Below are 14,314 nucleotides of genomic sequence, written 5' to 3'. Positions count from 1 at the left end.
CGTGGTTTGGCCGGGCGGCGAAGGGTGAGACGGAGGGCGCGCGGCGCCGGGCCGTGCGGAGAGGGGAACCGTCCGTGGTGCTGTGGAGCATCCTGCGCCTGCTGGTGCTGGCCGCCGCCTCGGCGCTGGCCGCCTTCGTGGTGGTCCGGGTGGCCGAGTGGACGGTCCGCCGACTGACGGCGCGACGTCCCTGGAACGGGGCGTCGCCGCTGGTGCGCGGCTGCCGCAGACCGTTCCTGTGTGCGGCGACCGCCGGTCTGATGCTGGCCGGCGAGGCGTCGGCGGGGCTGCCCGCCACGCTCCGCGACGCCGTGCGGCACGGGCTCGTCCTGCTCTGCGTCGCCGCCTGCGCCTGGCTGGCCGCCCGGCTGGTCGCGCTGCTGATCGACACCGGCGTACGGCTGTCGGTCCGCCGCCAGGACGCCGGCCGGATCCGCCGGGCGCGCACCCAGGCGGGCATGCTGCGCCGGGTCTGCCAGGCGGTGATCGCGGTGGTGGCGTTCGCCGCGATGCTGATGACCTTCCCGGCCGTCCGGACCCTGGGTGCCAGCCTGCTGGCCTCCGCCGGGCTGATCGGCGTGGTGGCCGGGGTGGCCGCGCAGAGCACGCTGGGCAACCTGGTCGCGGGGATCCAGATGTCCTTCGGCGACATGGTGCGGATCGGTGACGAGGTGGTGGTGGCCGGCGAGTGGGGGACGGTCGAGGAGATCACCCTCACCTACGTGGTGGTGGCCACCTGGGACCAGCGACGGATCGTCATGCCGGTCTCGTACTTCGCCGGCCGGCCGTTCGAGAACTGGTCCCGCAACGACGCCCGGATCACCGGGACCGCCGTGCTGCACCTGGACCACCGCACGCCGATGGACGACCTCCGGGTGGAGTTCGACGCCCTGCTGGCCAAGTCCGAGCTCTGGGACGGCGAGGGCAGTGCGTTGCAGGTGGTCGACACCACGCCCTCCACCATCGTGGTCCGTGCCCTGATGACCGCCCGGAACGCGGGCGACGCCTTCGACCTCCGTTGCCACGTCCGCGAGCGGCTGGTGGGCTACCTGCGCGAGCACCATCCGCAGGCGCTGCCCCGGCTGACCGTGGCCGACGCCGGGCGGCGGCCCGAGGGGCCGCCGCCGGGGTGAACGGCGGTCCCACCAGGGGCTCCGGACGCCCGGTCAGACGCCGACGGCGGGTGCGGCGTCGGTGACGCCGTGCTGCTCCTCCTCGGGGCGGCCCCGCCTGGGCAGCAGGAAGGTGACGGCGAGGAAGACCGTCAGCAGGCCCGCCTGGACGAGCAGGGCGTGCCGGAAGCCGGCGGTGAAGTCGCCGGTCTCCGCCGAGGCGAAGAAGACCGAGCCGAAGACGGCGACGCCGATCGAGCCGCCGATCGACTGCACGGCCGACAGCACCCCGGAGGCCGAGCCGATCTCCCGGTCGTCCACGGCGGCCAGCACGAAGCTGAACAGGGCGGCGATCACCAGGCCCGCCCCGACCCCGCAGACGGCGATGCCGGGGGTGACGTCCCAGACCGAGAACGAGGACGGGTCGAGCCCGTCGAGTTCGAGCCAGAGCAGGGCCGCGCCGGCCAGTTGGACCAGCGGGCCGATCTGCAGCACCCGGCGCCCGATCCGGTCGGCCAGGAACGCACCGCTGACGGCACCGCCGATCGCGGTCCCGACGGCGAGCGGCAGGTTGCCGAGCCCGGCCTGACCGGCCGTGAACTGACGGCCGATCTGCAGATAGAGCGTGAGCACGAGTTGGGTGCCGACCAGCCCGCTGAAGAACAGCGCGATGCCGCCGAGCCCGACGGTGAACGCGGGCTTGCGCAGCAGAGCGGGCGTCACCAGCGGCTCGCGCCCGGCGGCGGCCGTCCGGCGCTGCCGGCCGGCGAACAGGGCGAAGCCGAGCAGGGCGCCGGCCATCGACAGCCAGGTCCAGAGCGGCCAGCCGTCCTGCTGACCCTGGTTCAGCGGCAGCACCAGCAGGGCGCAGGAGGCCGCGACCAGTGCGGCGCCGGTCAGGTCGACCCGTACCGTGCGGTCACCCGGCTTCCGGGGCACCACCTTCGCGGCGACGAGCAGGGCGGCGAGGCCGATCGGCAGGTTGACCAGGAAGACCGAGCGCCAGCCCAGGCCGAAGAGGTCGGCCTCGATCAGCCCGCCGCCGAGCACCGGCCCGACGATCCCGCCCAGCCCGAGGACGGGCCCGAAGATCCCGAACACCTTGGTCAGCTCGGGGCCGGAGAAGTTCTCCCGCAGCAGGCCGAGGCCCTGCGGGAGCAGCATCGCCCCGGCGGTGCCCTGGAGCAGCCGGAAGACGATCAGCGAGCCGATCTCCGGGGCCAGCGCGCACAGCAGGGAGGTGGCGGTGAAGGCGGCCAGGCCGAGCAGGAACATCCGGCGACGGCCGTAGCGGTCGCCGAGGCGCCCGCCGAGCACCAGCCCGGCGCCGAGCGTGAGGGCGTAGCCGCCGATCACCCACTGCAGGCCGACCGGGCCGACCGAGAGGGACTCCTCCAGGGCCGGGCCGGCCACGTTGACGATCGAGGCGTCGAGGAGGTCCATGACCTCGGCGACCAGCATCACGACCAGGATCAGCCAACGCCAGCGGTAGGGCTCGGTGGTGACGGGTGGGCTGTGCATCGAGATGCCTCCATGGTGAAGTAATTCCACGATGAAGATAGAATTGGCGCCGGTAGGTTGTCAAAGACGAGTCGCGGACGCGGGTCGCCGGGCGGAGCGGAAGGGGCATGCTCGATGGCGGAAGAGGATCTCGCGGCGCAGCGCGAGCGGCTGATGCAGGGGCTGCGGAGCTACGGCGGCCACTACGCGGAGCTCAGCCGCCGGTTCGCCGCCCGGCTGGGCCTGCACTCCACCGACGCGGTCGCCGTGCTGGAGATCGCGGCGGCCGAGGAGCGCGGCACCCCGCTGTCACCGGCCCGCCTCAGCGAGCGCATCGCGCTCTCCTCGGGCGCCACCACCGCACTGCTGAACCGCCTGGAGGCGGGCGGCCACGTGGTCCGCAGCCGCGAGGACTCCGACCGACGCATCGTCACACTGCGCGCCGGCGGACGGATCCAGGAGCAGGCCGACGAGTTCTTCGGCCCGCCGGCCGGCCGGCTGGACGCGGTGATGGCCCACTACCCGCCGGAACTGCTGGCGCGGTTCGAGGACTTCGTGGCGGACCTGAACGCCACCCTGGACGGCTACCTGACCGGCCCGGCCGGGTGACCGGGGCCGGACGGCGAGGAGCCCGGGGACACCTCGACGGTGGGCCCGGGCTCCGGCCGTGCGGTCAGGTCTGGTTGTCGGTCAGCTCTGGTTGTAGAAGCCCGTCTCGTCGAGCGGGCGGTCGATCACCATCACCTCGACGTCGGCCGGGGTGAGCAGGAAGACCCGGCGGGCGATCCGCTCGATCCCGCCCTGGGTGCCGAAGACCAGGCCGGAGGCGAAATCCACCATCCGCTTGGCCTCGGCGTCGGTCATCTCGGTCAGGTCCATCACCACCGGGACGGCTGCGCGGATGTGCTCGCCGACGGTGCGGGCCGCCTCGAAGCCGGTCGGCTTCAGGGAGACGATCTTCGCCGGGGCGGGGACGGCCACGGCCGACTCCTGGGTGGCCCACGAATCCTCGTAGACCGCGGCGGGGTAGTTACCGGAGGGCATCAGCCACCCGTTGTGGTGCTCGTCGCGAAGTGCTCCCATTGCCGCGCCTCCCTTTCTCGTCCCGTACGCGTCCCCCCGGTGACCACGCCAGCTGACGCGTCATCCATCCGTCGGAACTGTCCGAGTATCGCACTGATCACCGCTTCGGTGCCCGTTCGTGACCGCCGGGTGGGGCGTGGCTCGCGGGACAACCCGGATTTTCCGGGCATCTCCTGCGACGCCGCAGCTCGCCGGACGGTTCCGCGCGTAGACCATATCGGTGTGCGTCAGACCACAGTTGACTGTTCGTCAACAGTCCTGTAACGGATTGGCCGGATTCGCGCACCCGTCGTGTCGGGCGAGCGAGCCGGGCGCGCTGCTCATGGACAGCATCCTGGCGGATCGCACCGACAGTTCCCAGTGAATTCGACGGTGCGTCAGCGGCCGGACGGGGGAACGGTGGAGAGCTCCGGGGCGCGGTCGGCGGCCGGTTCGGGGGCCGGGCGGCGGGAGCGGCGGTACGCGCGCCAGCCGGCCACCACGGTGTACAGGCACATCAGCACGATCAGCGCGGCCGAGATCAGGAAGGCCGGCGACCCCGGGTGGCCGGCGCTGGCCCCGGCGATCACGTACGCGGCCGTGCCGGGCGCCACCCCCAGTGCGGTGGCGAGGGTGTACGGCAGCACCCGGACGCCGGAGAAGGCGGCGCCGTAGTTCGCCGCCTGGAACGGCACCCCCGGGATCACCCGGACCAGCAGCATGCTGCGGAAGCCGTGCTCGCTGAGCCGCCGGTCCAGCGCCGTGGCGATCTTCCCGCGCAGCAGCGGCCGGACCGCGTCCCGGCCGAGCGCCCGCCCGAGCCAGAACCCGAGCAGTGCCCCGAGCGTGGTCGCCGCGACGGCCACCGGCACGCCCTGAGCGGTGCCGAGCACCATGCCCGCCGCGCCGTTCAGCGCGGGCTTGGGCACGAAGGCGAGCGTGGCCACGGCGTATACCAGCAGGAAGACCGGGATCGGGACGCCGTCCCGGAGCAGTTCGGTCGGGCTCCAGAGCAGCAGTGATCCGGCCGCCGCCGCGAGCACCGCGAGCAGCGCCCCCAGACGGAACCACGGGGACCGGAGCACGCGCGACACGACAGGCACCGGGTGAGTCTACGGTCCGGGCGGGCGGCGGCTCACACCGCGTCGAGGAAGGGGAGCAGGGCGGCGGTCAGTTCACCGGGAGCGTCGAGCGCGATCAGGTGGGCCGCGCCGGGGAACTCGACCAGGCGGGCGCCGGGGATCTCGGCGGCGTACCGGCGGGCGATGGTCCGGAAGTCCGCCACGTCCAGCAGGCCGATCCCGACCAGGGTGGGGGCGGTGAGGGTGGTGAGGTCGACGCCCGGGACGCCCCGCGAGTGCCCGCCGACGGTGTCCTGGTGCACCAGCGAGGCCCGGAGCGGGCCGCGGACCTGCTCGGCCAGGCCCGGAGCGACCTCGGCCCAGCCGCGGTCCGGGCCGCGCAGCCACATGTCGAGGTTGACCGCGACGGCGGCGTCCAGGTCACCCGCCGTCAGGGCGGCGGTCTCGGCCTCGTCGTACGCGACCATCTCCGCCGACCAGTCGAAGCCGCCGATCGCCGGGGCGAGCAGGGTCAGCGACCTGACCCGCTCCGGGTGCGCGTGCGCGAAGGCCGTCGAGATCCGGCCGCCCCAGGAGGCCCCGACCAGGTCGACCCGCCGGTGGCCGAGGTGGTCGAGCAGCCGGCACAGGTCCTCGGTCTCGCTGAACGGACCGGACGGGGGAGCGGACTCCCCGAAGCCGCGCAGGTCGTACCGGATGACGGTGTGCCGCTCGGCGAGCGCGGGCACGATCGGGTCCCAGAGCCGGTGGTCGGTGACGCCGGCGTGCACCAAGAGGACGGGGGTGCCCGCTCCGGTGACGGTGTACGAGAGGTGGCCGAGGTCGTCGGCAAGAGTGATCATCTGCGGATGATCGCATCGCTCCCGGTGCAGCGCCAGATGTTTTCGCAGGTCAGGCGCCCACGGTGCCGTCGATGCCCTCGCGGAGGAAGTCCGCGTGCCCGTTGTGGCGGCCGTACTCCAGCAGCACGTGCACCAGCACCATCCGGAGCGAGACCTCCTCCTCCCACCTCGGCTGGTACCCGGCCAGGTCCAGCGACTCGGCGGCCTGCTCGATCCGGCGGGAGTTCGCCACCTCGGCCTCCCAGGCGCCGAAGGCCTCCTCCCGGGTGGAGCCGCTCGCGTCGTACGCGGCCTGGAAGTCGATCTTCTCGGACCAGACCATCGGGGCGTCGTGGTCCTCGAACACCCGGCGGAACCAGGCGCGTTCCACCTCGGCCAGGTGCCGGACCAGGCCGAGCAGCGAGAGGGTCGAGGGCGGGCTCGACTGCTGCCGCAGCTCCTCGTCGGTGAGACCCGCGCACTTCATCGCCAGGGTGGCCCGCTGGTACTCGAGGAAGGCCCGCAGCATCTCGCGCTCGCTGCCGAAGTTCGGGGGGCCGATCCGGGTGTCGTCGGTCACTGGTGCTCCTCGTCCGTCCTGGTGGGTGGGGCGGGAGCCAGTATTGACGGTCGGCCGTCAGGCCGGGGACCCGGCCCCCGGTTGGTCGTGCGGGTCGGACCCCGGACGGGCCGGGTGCGTTGGGGTCGGGTGACGGGGCGTCAGGCCGGCTCCGAGCAGTGGCACCTACCTCTCCGCCCACCTACGAGCCGCACCACCCGTGCGTGGCCCGCCGGATCAGTTCCCGGTCCGGGGTGCGCTCCGGAGCTGCTTGAGCAGGGTGATGTCCGCCGCGTGGCGGGCGCCCTCGACGCGGGCCGGGTCGTGCCGGCCGTCGGGGGTCTCGATGATCAGCGGGACGCCCTCGGTGGCCGGGTGGGCGAGCAGCTCGGCGAAGGCGGGAGCGCCGATGTGGCCGGAGCCGATGTTGGCGTGGCGGTCCTTGCGGGCGCCGGCCACGTCCATCGAGTCGTTGGCGTGGATCAGGCGGAGGCGTCCGGGGCCGACGGCGGCGAGCAGGGTGTCGAGGAGTTCGGTGACGCCGTCCGGGGCGGCCAGGTCGTGCCCGGCGGCGAAGGCGTGGCAGGTGTCCAGGCAGACGCCGACCCGGGGGTGGTGGTCGAGCGCCTCGACGTACGCGGCCAGGTCCTCCATCCGGGAGCAGAGCGAGCTGCCCTGCCCGGCGGTGGGCTCCAGCAGCAGCCAGGGCGCGTCCTCGCCGAGCGCGTCCAGCTGGTCCAGCAACGGCCGGACGTCCGCGCGGACCTGTGCCATCGCCTCGGCGTAGCGGGAGCCGCCGTCGGCGGACCGGCCGACGGCGGAGCCGGTGTGCACCACCACGCCGAGCGCGCCGATCTCGTGCCCGCGCGCCAGGGAGTGCCAGAGCGATTCGGCGGAGCGCTCGCGGGTGGCGGGGGAGTCGGAGCCGAAGTTGATCAGATAGGGTGCGTGCACGTACGCCGGGATGCCGGAGGTCGCGCACGCCTCCCGGAACTCCGCGTCCCGGGAGGGTGTCCCGGCGGGGGTGGCCCAGCCGCGCGGGTTGGCGACGAAGACCTGGACGGCCTCCGCGCCGACCCGCTCCGCGTAGGCCAGGCCGGTGCCGACCAGCCCGCGACCGGCCACCGGCACATGGGCGCCGACGGGGTTGCGGGTGGCGGGAACGGGCGGCTGAGCTGCGGTGTTCATGGCCACGAGGGTAGCGGGGGAACCGTCGTGGCCGTCCGGCGGAGGCCGGCCGGGGAGGCCGGACCTGCCGGGTCAGACCTGCTGGCCGGCGGCCCAGCTCGCGAACGCGGCCCAGGCGCCGACCGGGAACTCCAGGTGCGGGCCGGTCGGGTTCTTGGAGTCACGGACCGGCACGACGCCGTGCGCGGCGGCGAGGTTCAGGGCCGGCTGGACGCAGTTGCCTCCGGAGGCCCCGCTGTAGCTGGACGACTGCCAGTCAGCCCGGTTCAGCTCGGTGCTCGTCAGCATGGTGTTGGTGCTCCTTCGCTACCTTTTCAACGAGGTTCAGCGACGCTTCCGGTGACAGGGCGTCAGCCCGTGCCAGGTCATAGGAGAGCCTCAACTCTCTTACCGTGTCCGGGTGTTCGATCAGCACACCGGCGTGCGGCGCCTCGACGTACCCCGTGTCGGGGATCCCGTCCGCAAAGGACATTAGCGTCATGGACCCCTCCAGCAACGCGTGGGCACCCCGGGAGGTCTCCAGCACCTGGATCACAACCATCCGCGACCGGACGAGATCAACAAGGTGCCCCAACTGATCAGCCATCGTGCCGAATCCGCCCACCGGGCGACGAATGGCATTTTCCGCCAGAAGCCACCACAACAAGGGACGTGTTGGACCACGGAGCAGCTCCTGGCGGCCGAGTCGGGCGGCCACCTTCTCCTCGATGGTCTCCGGCGGGGCCAGCGGCAGCCCGGCCTCGAAGACCGCCCGCATGTACCCCTCGGTCTGCCCGAGGCCGGGGATCAGCTCGCCGCCGTACTCCAGCATCTGGCAGGCCCGGGGCTCCAGTTCGGCGTACGACTTGAAGAAGCCGGGGAACTGGCCGCGGGTGATGTGCGGCCAGAGCTTGGAGAAGATCCCGCCGGTCTCCAGCGCCCCGTCCAGCCGCTCGGCGAACTCCCGGGTCGGGGTGCGGCGGCCGGTCTCTATCTGGCCGACCAGTGATCCGGTGTAGCCGAGCACCTCGCCCAGGTTCTCCTGGCTGAGCCGGGCCCGGGAGCGGTGTTCGCGCAGCTCGCAGCCGAAGAGGGCGAGCATGGACTCGGACGGGTCGAGTTCGCGTGGGTTGGGCATCTGTCCGTGGTTCCCCCGGGTCGGCTGGCCCGGCCGGTGAGGGCGGCCGGGTCTGTCGGCTGGACTGTTGGACCGTCAACTCTGTTCGCGGTCGCTCTCCGTGTCGATCCTGTTACCAAGCTAGTCGATCGGGATCACGGTCGGCGGGGCAACGAGGCAAAGCGCGACAGCGGAGGACGGCGATGAGCGAGTTGGCGGAACGGATCGAGGAGCGGGCCCGGCCCGGCCGGACGGCGGGCGAGCGGCGGGGATTCGACCGGGCCGAGTACGTCTCCGGCTCGGCGCTCTCCTTCGGCGAGTGCGGCTGCCCGATGCCGGACTGCCCGATCCGGGCCGGTGACGGCGAACGGCTGCGGCTGGACCGGGGGATGCGGTAGCCGGGAGCGGTGCCGGGCGGGGAGTCCGGTGCCGGAAACACAGAGGGCGTGGGGCCGAGGCCCCGCGCCCGTGCACTGCGCCGTGTTCACGCTCCGCTGGTCGCGGGCTCCTCGCTCGGTGCGGAGGTGGAGGTGGAGGCGGAGGTGGAGGTGGTCTGCCGGAGGGCGCCCGCGCTGAGGACCAGGGCGGCGGTCAGGGCGGTGACCACGGTGAAGGAGCCGGTCAGTGAGGTGGTCTGGGCGATCAGGCCGATCACGGCGGGGGCGATCAGGCCCGAGGTATAGGTGATGGTGGCGACGCCCGCGATCGAGCGGCTGGGGTTGCTGCCGGTGCGTCCGGCTGCCGCGAAGGCGAGCGGGACGACCACGGCGATGCCGATGCCGATCAGCGCGAAGCCGGGGATGGCCAGGTGGGGCGAGTCGGCGAGGACCACCAGCAGCCCGCCCAGGGTGGCGACCCCGCCGCTGACCCGGACGGCGCGGACCGGGCCGAGCCGACGGACCACCAGGTCGCCCGCCAGCCGGGCCGCGGTCATGGTGGCGGCGAAGGCGGTGAAGCTGGCCGCCGCGACGGTCGGCGAGGCGCCGGTGACGTCCCGCAGGTAGACGCCGCCCCAGTCCATGCTGGCCCCCTCGGCGAAGACCGCGCAGAAGCCGACCAGGCCGATCGCCAGCGCCGAGCGCGGCGGCAGGGCGAAGCGCGGCGGCGCATCCTCGTCCTCGGCCGGCCGGATGTCGATCAGCCCGCCGCAGACCGACCAGCCGAGCACCGTGAGGACCGCCGCCGTGGCGGCCAACTGGGCGCGGGCGTCCAGCTGTTGATGGGCCGCCAGCACGCCGAAGCCGGAGGCGATCAACCCGCCCGCGCTCCACATGCCGTGCAGGCCCGACATGATCGAGCGGCCGAGTCGCTGCTCGACCTCCACGCCCTGGGCGTTCATCGCCACGTCGGCCATGCCGGCGGCGGCCCCGTAGGCGAGCAGGCTGAGCCAGAGCACGGCGAGGTTCGGGGCGAGCGCGGGCAGGGCGAGCGCCAGGCACCAGAGCGTCAGCAGCCCCCGGACGGCCGCCCGCTCGCCGTAGCGGTGGACCACCCGCCCGGCCAGCGGCATCGCCAGCGAGGCGCCGATCGCCGGGGCGACCAGGGCCAGGCCGAGCTGACCCGCGCTCAGGTCCAGGTGGTCCTGGATCCACGGGATCCGGGTGACGAAGCTGCCGGTGACCGACCCGTGCACGGCGAAGACCAGGGCGATCCGCACCCTGGCCCGGCGGGCCTGCTGGTCACTGTCCATGACGTGGATTCCCCTTCCGGCGGACTGCCGGACAAACTATCAGGCAGGTACCCTGATAGATAGCTCTGGAAGGATGCTGCTCCATGACCATCGCGCGCACGGCCACACCGAGCACCGCCCGCGCCATCAACGATCGCCTGGCGCTGGAACTGCTGCTCGCCCACGGCCCGCTCACCGCACCCGAACTGCGGAACCTGACCGGCCTGTCCCGCCCCACCGTGGCGGACCTGCTGGAACGCCTCCAGCGCGGCGGCCTGGTGGCCGTGGTCGGCGAGAGCGGCGAGCAGCGCCGTGGTCCGAACGCCCGGCTGTACGCCCTGGTGGCCGACCGGGCACACCTGGGCGCCATCGACGTCCGCTCCACCGGGGTCTCGCTGGTGATCGCCGACCTGACCGGCCGGACGCTGGCCACCGCCGAGATCCCGGCCGGCCCCGAGCACGGCGATGACCTGGCGGAGCGGACGGTGCGGACACTGCTGAGCACCGCCGAGCAGGTCGGGGTCCGGCACCTGCACACCGTCGCGGTGGGTGCCCCCGGGGTGGTCGACCCGGCCACCGGCGTCCTGAACAACTCCGGCCGGCTGCCGCGCTGGCACGCCGAACTGCTGGCGGCGCTGCGGGCCCAGCCGGAGACCGAGGTGATCCTGGAGAACGAGGTCAACCTGGCGGGCATCGCGGAGCACCGGATCGGCGCCGCGCAGGGCCGGGAGGACTTCGTGCTGCTCTGGCTCGGCCACGGCGTCGGCGCCTCGGTGGTGCTGAACGGGCGGCTGCGCCGGGGGGCGTCCGGCGGGACCGGGGAGATCGGCTTCCTGCCGGTGCCCGGCACCGGCACGCTGCCCAACGCGATCGGCTGCGACGGCGGCTTCCACTCGCTGGTGGCCAGCGCGGCGGTCTGCGAGCTGGCCCGGGCGCACGGACTGACCGTCGCCGACGGCGGCCCGGTCGAGCAGGCCGAGGAGGTGCTGCGGTCGGCGCTGGCCACCGGCGCGACCGCCTTCCTGGCGGAACTGGCCGACCGGATCGCGATCGGGGTGGCCGCCGTCTGCGTGGTGATCGACCCGGGCTGCGTGGTGCTCGGCGGCGAGATCGGCCGGGCCGGCGGTGCCGCGCTGGCCGCGCTGGTGGAGCGCCGGCTGGCCGAGCTGTCGCCGTTCCTGACCGAGGTGCGGGCCGGGTCGGCCGGCGGCGGTGCGGTGCTCGCGGGCGCGGTGCTGACGGCGGGCGACGCCGTCCGGCGGGACCTGTTCGGCGAGCCGTAGGGCCTGTGGTCGAACTCCGGTCGTCGCCCGGAGGGCGGCCCTGCGGCGTCCGGTGCGTGCTCTCGGCGTGCCGGGCGGGAGCCCGCGTACTGGGTCGTCCTCGGGCTTTCGTCCGGTGCGGTGCGAGTGCGTGCCAGGCGTCGTGGGGCAGGCGGGAGCCTGACGACAGGCCCTAGGACGGCGCCGGGCTTGACGGCCGGTCAGCTGCTGGGCGGCCGGAGGGCGGGCATGCCGAGCGCCACGGCGGCCACCAGGCCGGCGATCAGGACCACGGTGACCAGCACCCCGCCGCAGACCGCCCTGACCGAGCGGCGCTCCCGCCGGGGCGGGGCGACGTTGCTCTGGTACCGCTCCGCCTCGGCGATGAACGAGAACGGGACGGGCTCGGGTGCCATGGGGCTGCTCCTCCTGGGGTCGGTACCGGTCGGCGCCGGTCGGTTCGGGCCGTGGCCCGACCTATCGCAGCATGCCCGATTCGTTCAGTTTAATGCCGAAAAATGGCTGACCGGCCGTTAGCTGGCCGACCCCCCGATACGGCAGGATGGCCGCGACAGCAGCAGCGCACAGTCCCAGCACAGGAGCAGCTCATGGGCCAGGCGGACCGGCCGGTCAATCCGTACCGAATCGGCGAGGCCGCCGCGATGCTGGGCGTCAGCGCGGACACGGTGCGGCGCTGGGTGGACGCCGGCCGGCTGGTCGCCGAGCGGGACGAGCACGGGCACCGGATCGTCGCCGGGGCCGAGCTGGCCGCCTTCGCGCGCGAGCTGGCCAAGCCGGAGAACGCCGAGGCGGAGGGGCGTCCCTCGTCGGCCAGGAACCGCTTCCCCGGCATCGTCACCAACGTGGTGCTCGGCGACGTCGCCGCCCAGGTGGAGATCCAGGCCGGCCCGTTCCGGGTGGTCTCGCTGATCAGCCGGGAGTCGGCCGAGGAGCTGAACCTGGTGCCGGGCGCCGCGGCCACCGCGGTGATCAAGTCCACCAACGTCGTGGTCGAGCGGAGCTGACGGAGCGCCATGCCGAAGCACGTGCTCGCGGTCGCCCACCGGGGCGACCCGTACCGCCACCGGGAGAACACCCTGGCCTCGGTCGAGTCCGCGCTCGCCGCCGGGGCCGACGCCGTCGAGGTGGACGTCCAGCTCACCCGGGACGGCGTCCCGGTGCTGCTGCACGACCTGACGCTGCAGCGGCTCTGGGACGACCCGCGCCCGGTCGGCCGGGTCACCCTGGCCGAGCTGGAGCAGGTCGGCCGGCCGGGGCTGCGGGTGCCGACCCTGGCCGAGGCGGTCAAGGCGGTGGCCGAACGGTCGGGTGCCCGGCTGCTGGTGGACCTGGACGAGCCGGGGCCGGCGGCCGCCGCGCACGCCGTGGTGGCCGGGCTGGGTGCCGAGCGGCTGGTCGGCTACTGCGGCCCGGTCGGCGCGATGCTCGCGGTCCGGGCGCTCGACCCGGCGGCCGAGCTGTCGCTCACCTGGAAGCTGCCGAGGATGCCCGTCCCGGCCCTGCTGGCCGACCTCGGGCCGCGCTACCTCAACCCGCCGTTCGGCCTGGTGGACGCGGAGTACGTGGCCGAGGCCGCGGCGGCCGGACTGGCCGTCAGCGCCTGGACGGCGGACCGGCGCCGCACCATGACCCGGCTGCTGCGGGCCGGGGTGGCCTCGGTGACCAGCAACCGGGTCGCCCTGCTGCGCCGGGTGCTGGACGGCCGGGCGTAGCCGCGTCGAAACGGACATTTCATCAGATCCTGTGCTGAGATGAGCTGATCATCAGCAGCGCCAGGACGGAGACGGCATGTCAGCGGAGCCCGGGCAGGCGGCGCAACCGACGGAGGCCCGTCCCGAGGACCGCCGCCCGGGGCACCTGATGCTCCCCCCGGTGGTCCGGGCCACCGCCGCCTGGTCGCTCGCGGTGATCCTGTTCATCGCGGTGGCGACCCTGGTGGTGTACGCCTTCGTCGCGCTGCGCGCCGCCACCATCCCGATGATCCTCTCGCTGCTGGCCACCGCGCTGCTCTATCCCGTGATGCCCTGGCTGGTCCGGCACGGCGTCAAGCGGGGCCCGGCGGCCGGGCTGACCTGCGTGGTACTGGTGCTGGTGGTCTGCGGGGTGCTGGGCATCCTGACCAACTCGCTGGTGCACAGCGCCCCGCAGATCGCGGCGGCGCTGCGCGACGCGGGCGACCAGCTGGCCGACTGGCTCGGCCCGGTCGGCGAGAAGCTCCAGTTCGCGCTCTCCCAGTCGGCTGGCAGCGGCAGTTCGCTGGCCGGCTCGGTGGCCAGCGGGGTGCTCTCCGGGCTCGGCCTCGCCACCCAGGCGATCACCGGCGCGGTGCTGTCGCTCGCCCTGGTGTTCTTCTTCCTCCGGGACGGCCACCGCAGCCCCGACCTGGTCCGCTCGATCGTGCCGGGCCCGAAGGCCGAGACGGTGATCGCCTGTGGGCAGCAGGCGTTCAAGGCGACGGCCGGCTTCATGCGCGGCACCACGCTGATCGCCCTGATCGACGCCACCTTCATCACCATCGGCCTGCTGATCCTCGGGGTGCCGGGGGCGCCCGGTCTGGGCGCGCTGGTCTTCATGGGTGCCTACATCCCGTTCATCGGCGCCTTCCTCTCCGGCACCGTCGCGGTGCTGGTCGCGCTGGCCGACGGCGGACTGGCCACCGCGCTCTGGGCGCTGGGCGTGGTGCTGGCGGTGCAGATGATCGAGGGCAACATCCTGCAGCCGGTGATCCAGAGCCGGACGGTGGAGCTGCACCCGGCCACCATCATGTTCGCGGTGGTCGCGGGCTCCGGGGTGGCGGGCATCATCGGCGCCCTGCTGGCCGTGCCGGTCAGCGCGGCGGCGCTGGGCATCGTGTCGGTCCTCCGGGGCACCGACGGCCACCCGCGCCGGGTAGGGGCCGAGCGGTAGGGGTTCCCAGCAGGGCCTGACCGCAGCCGAGTTGG

17 protein-coding genes are annotated in these 14,314 nt (G+C 73.7%); 7 read left to right on the top strand and 10 right to left on the bottom strand.

From position 1 onward, the window contains the following. Positions 1 to 74 precede the first annotated feature (74 nt). Positions 75 to 1,133 (top strand): mechanosensitive ion channel family protein, encoded by a 1,059-nt coding sequence (locus ACIRPK_RS10445; protein ID WP_403035809.1) that lies wholly within the window; start codon positions 75 to 77, stop codon positions 1,131 to 1,133. A 33-nt stretch (positions 1,134 to 1,166) separates the two neighbouring features. Here the strand turns inward: ACIRPK_RS10445 and ACIRPK_RS10440 are convergent, their stop codons facing one another. Then, positions 1,167 to 2,633 carry an MFS transporter gene (locus tag ACIRPK_RS10440; protein ID WP_403035806.1) on the bottom strand — a complete coding sequence of 489 codons (1,467 nt, stop codon included), beginning with the start codon at positions 2,631 to 2,633 and terminating at the stop codon, positions 1,167 to 1,169. 114 nt (positions 2,634 to 2,747) lie between these two features. On the opposite strand from ACIRPK_RS10440, the gene ACIRPK_RS10435 reads away from it, so the two are divergent. Then, on the top strand, positions 2,748 to 3,221 hold the full coding sequence (locus ACIRPK_RS10435) for a MarR family winged helix-turn-helix transcriptional regulator (RefSeq protein WP_403035803.1): 474 nt from the start codon (positions 2,748 to 2,750) through the stop codon (positions 3,219 to 3,221). An 81-nt stretch (positions 3,222 to 3,302) separates the two neighbouring features. Here the strand turns inward: ACIRPK_RS10435 and ACIRPK_RS10430 are convergent, their stop codons facing one another. From ACIRPK_RS10430 to ACIRPK_RS10400, 7 genes are all read right to left on the bottom strand, one after another. Then, the gene (locus ACIRPK_RS10430; RefSeq protein ID WP_184910950.1) at positions 3,303 to 3,695 is read right to left on the bottom strand and encodes a cell division protein SepF; all 393 of its coding nucleotides are present in this window, start codon (positions 3,693 to 3,695) and stop codon (positions 3,303 to 3,305) included. A 377-nt stretch (positions 3,696 to 4,072) separates the two neighbouring features. Next, positions 4,073 to 4,777, bottom strand: a complete 705-nt coding sequence (locus tag ACIRPK_RS10425; RefSeq protein ID WP_403035800.1) for a TVP38/TMEM64 family protein — start codon at positions 4,775 to 4,777, stop codon at positions 4,073 to 4,075. A 32-nt stretch (positions 4,778 to 4,809) separates the two neighbouring features. Next, positions 4,810 to 5,598 carry an alpha/beta fold hydrolase gene (locus ACIRPK_RS10420; protein ID WP_403035797.1) on the bottom strand — a complete coding sequence of 263 codons (789 nt, stop codon included), beginning with the start codon at positions 5,596 to 5,598 and terminating at the stop codon, positions 4,810 to 4,812. A gap of 49 nt (positions 5,599 to 5,647) precedes the next feature. After that, positions 5,648 to 6,157, bottom strand: coding sequence for a DinB family protein (locus ACIRPK_RS10415; protein ID WP_403035794.1), 510 nt, complete (start codon positions 6,155 to 6,157; stop codon positions 5,648 to 5,650). A 216-nt stretch (positions 6,158 to 6,373) separates the two neighbouring features. Next, entirely contained in the window at positions 6,374 to 7,324 is a 951-nt protein-coding gene (locus tag ACIRPK_RS10410) for a deoxyribonuclease IV (RefSeq protein ID WP_403035791.1), read from the bottom strand. 72 nt (positions 7,325 to 7,396) lie between these two features. After that, positions 7,397 to 7,612 (bottom strand): DUF397 domain-containing protein, encoded by a 216-nt coding sequence (locus ACIRPK_RS10405; RefSeq protein ID WP_403035788.1) that lies wholly within the window; start codon positions 7,610 to 7,612, stop codon positions 7,397 to 7,399. Further along, on the bottom strand, positions 7,581 to 8,441 hold the full coding sequence (locus ACIRPK_RS10400; protein WP_403035785.1) for a Scr1 family TA system antitoxin-like transcriptional regulator: 861 nt from the start codon (positions 8,439 to 8,441) through the stop codon (positions 7,581 to 7,583). Before ACIRPK_RS10400 ends, ACIRPK_RS10405 begins: the two co-directional genes overlap by 32 nt. Positions 8,442 to 8,623: 182 nt before the next feature. On the opposite strand from ACIRPK_RS10400, the gene ACIRPK_RS10395 reads away from it, so the two are divergent. Continuing rightward, positions 8,624 to 8,818, top strand: a complete 195-nt coding sequence (locus ACIRPK_RS10395) for a hypothetical protein (RefSeq protein ID WP_403035782.1) — start codon at positions 8,624 to 8,626, stop codon at positions 8,816 to 8,818. 86 nt (positions 8,819 to 8,904) lie between these two features. On the opposite strand, the gene ACIRPK_RS10390 is transcribed toward ACIRPK_RS10395, so the two are convergent. Further along, positions 8,905 to 10,110: an MFS transporter gene (locus ACIRPK_RS10390; protein ID WP_403035779.1), complete on the bottom strand. Its 1,206-nt coding sequence runs from the start codon at positions 10,108 to 10,110 to the stop codon at positions 8,905 to 8,907. Between the two features lie 83 nt (positions 10,111 to 10,193). Here ACIRPK_RS10390 and ACIRPK_RS10385 point away from each other — a divergent pair, with 83 nt between their 5' ends. Further along, positions 10,194 to 11,372, top strand: coding sequence for an ROK family transcriptional regulator (locus ACIRPK_RS10385; protein WP_403035776.1), 1,179 nt, complete (start codon positions 10,194 to 10,196; stop codon positions 11,370 to 11,372). A gap of 200 nt (positions 11,373 to 11,572) precedes the next feature. Here the strand turns inward: ACIRPK_RS10385 and ACIRPK_RS10380 are convergent, their stop codons facing one another. Next, entirely contained in the window at positions 11,573 to 11,767 is a 195-nt protein-coding gene (locus ACIRPK_RS10380) for a hypothetical protein (protein WP_403035773.1), read from the bottom strand. A 192-nt stretch (positions 11,768 to 11,959) separates the two neighbouring features. Here ACIRPK_RS10380 and ACIRPK_RS10375 point away from each other — a divergent pair, with 192 nt between their 5' ends. The 3 genes from ACIRPK_RS10375 (at position 11,960) to ACIRPK_RS10365 (ending at position 14,279) form a co-directional block, all read left to right on the top strand. Then, a complete protein-coding gene (locus ACIRPK_RS10375) occupies positions 11,960 to 12,376 on the top strand; it encodes a molybdopterin-binding protein (RefSeq protein ID WP_403035771.1) in 417 nt (138 codons plus the stop codon). 9 nt (positions 12,377 to 12,385) lie between these two features. Continuing rightward, positions 12,386 to 13,084, top strand: a complete 699-nt coding sequence (locus ACIRPK_RS10370) for a glycerophosphodiester phosphodiesterase (RefSeq protein ID WP_403035769.1) — start codon at positions 12,386 to 12,388, stop codon at positions 13,082 to 13,084. Between the two features lie 76 nt (positions 13,085 to 13,160). Then, positions 13,161 to 14,279 carry an AI-2E family transporter gene (locus ACIRPK_RS10365; protein ID WP_403035766.1) on the top strand — a complete coding sequence of 373 codons (1,119 nt, stop codon included), beginning with the start codon at positions 13,161 to 13,163 and terminating at the stop codon, positions 14,277 to 14,279. Positions 14,280 to 14,314: the final 35 nt, after the last annotated feature.

This window comes from Kitasatospora sp. NPDC101801 (assembly GCF_044766665.1).
In the GTDB taxonomy this organism is placed as follows: domain Bacteria; phylum Actinomycetota; class Actinomycetes; order Streptomycetales; family Streptomycetaceae; genus Kitasatospora.
Note: the sequence above shows the minus strand (reverse complement) of the source record. Positions and strands in the feature narration are given on the sequence as shown.

What these genes read in the sequence shown, in the direction of transcription:
- ACIRPK_RS10365 (WP_403035766.1), top strand. Translation starts at nt 13,161, where the DNA reads ATGTCAGCGGAGCCCGGGCAGGCGGCGCAACCGACGGAGGCCCGTCCC.
- ACIRPK_RS10435 (WP_403035803.1), top strand. Translation starts at nt 2,748, where the DNA reads ATGGCGGAAGAGGATCTCGCGGCGCAGCGCGAGCGGCTGATGCAGGGG.
- ACIRPK_RS10390 (WP_403035779.1), bottom strand. Translation starts at nt 10,110, where the DNA reads ATGGACAGTGACCAGCAGGCCCGCCGGGCCAGGGTGCGGATCGCCCTG.
- ACIRPK_RS10395 (WP_403035782.1), top strand. Translation starts at nt 8,624, where the DNA reads ATGAGCGAGTTGGCGGAACGGATCGAGGAGCGGGCCCGGCCCGGCCGG.
- ACIRPK_RS10380 (WP_403035773.1), bottom strand. Translation starts at nt 11,767, where the DNA reads ATGGCACCCGAGCCCGTCCCGTTCTCGTTCATCGCCGAGGCGGAGCGG.
- ACIRPK_RS10440 (WP_403035806.1), bottom strand. Translation starts at nt 2,633, where the DNA reads ATGCACAGCCCACCCGTCACCACCGAGCCCTACCGCTGGCGTTGGCTG.
- ACIRPK_RS10410 (WP_403035791.1), bottom strand. Translation starts at nt 7,324, where the DNA reads ATGAACACCGCAGCTCAGCCGCCCGTTCCCGCCACCCGCAACCCCGTC.
- ACIRPK_RS10420 (WP_403035797.1), bottom strand. Translation starts at nt 5,598, where the DNA reads ATGATCACTCTTGCCGACGACCTCGGCCACCTCTCGTACACCGTCACC.
- ACIRPK_RS10370 (WP_403035769.1), top strand. Translation starts at nt 12,386, where the DNA reads ATGCCGAAGCACGTGCTCGCGGTCGCCCACCGGGGCGACCCGTACCGC.
- ACIRPK_RS10385 (WP_403035776.1), top strand. Translation starts at nt 10,194, where the DNA reads ATGACCATCGCGCGCACGGCCACACCGAGCACCGCCCGCGCCATCAAC.
- ACIRPK_RS10400 (WP_403035785.1), bottom strand. Translation starts at nt 8,441, where the DNA reads ATGCCCAACCCACGCGAACTCGACCCGTCCGAGTCCATGCTCGCCCTC.
- ACIRPK_RS10375 (WP_403035771.1), top strand. Translation starts at nt 11,960, where the DNA reads ATGGGCCAGGCGGACCGGCCGGTCAATCCGTACCGAATCGGCGAGGCC.
- ACIRPK_RS10405 (WP_403035788.1), bottom strand. Translation starts at nt 7,612, where the DNA reads ATGCTGACGAGCACCGAGCTGAACCGGGCTGACTGGCAGTCGTCCAGC.
- ACIRPK_RS10430 (WP_184910950.1), bottom strand. Translation starts at nt 3,695, where the DNA reads ATGGGAGCACTTCGCGACGAGCACCACAACGGGTGGCTGATGCCCTCC.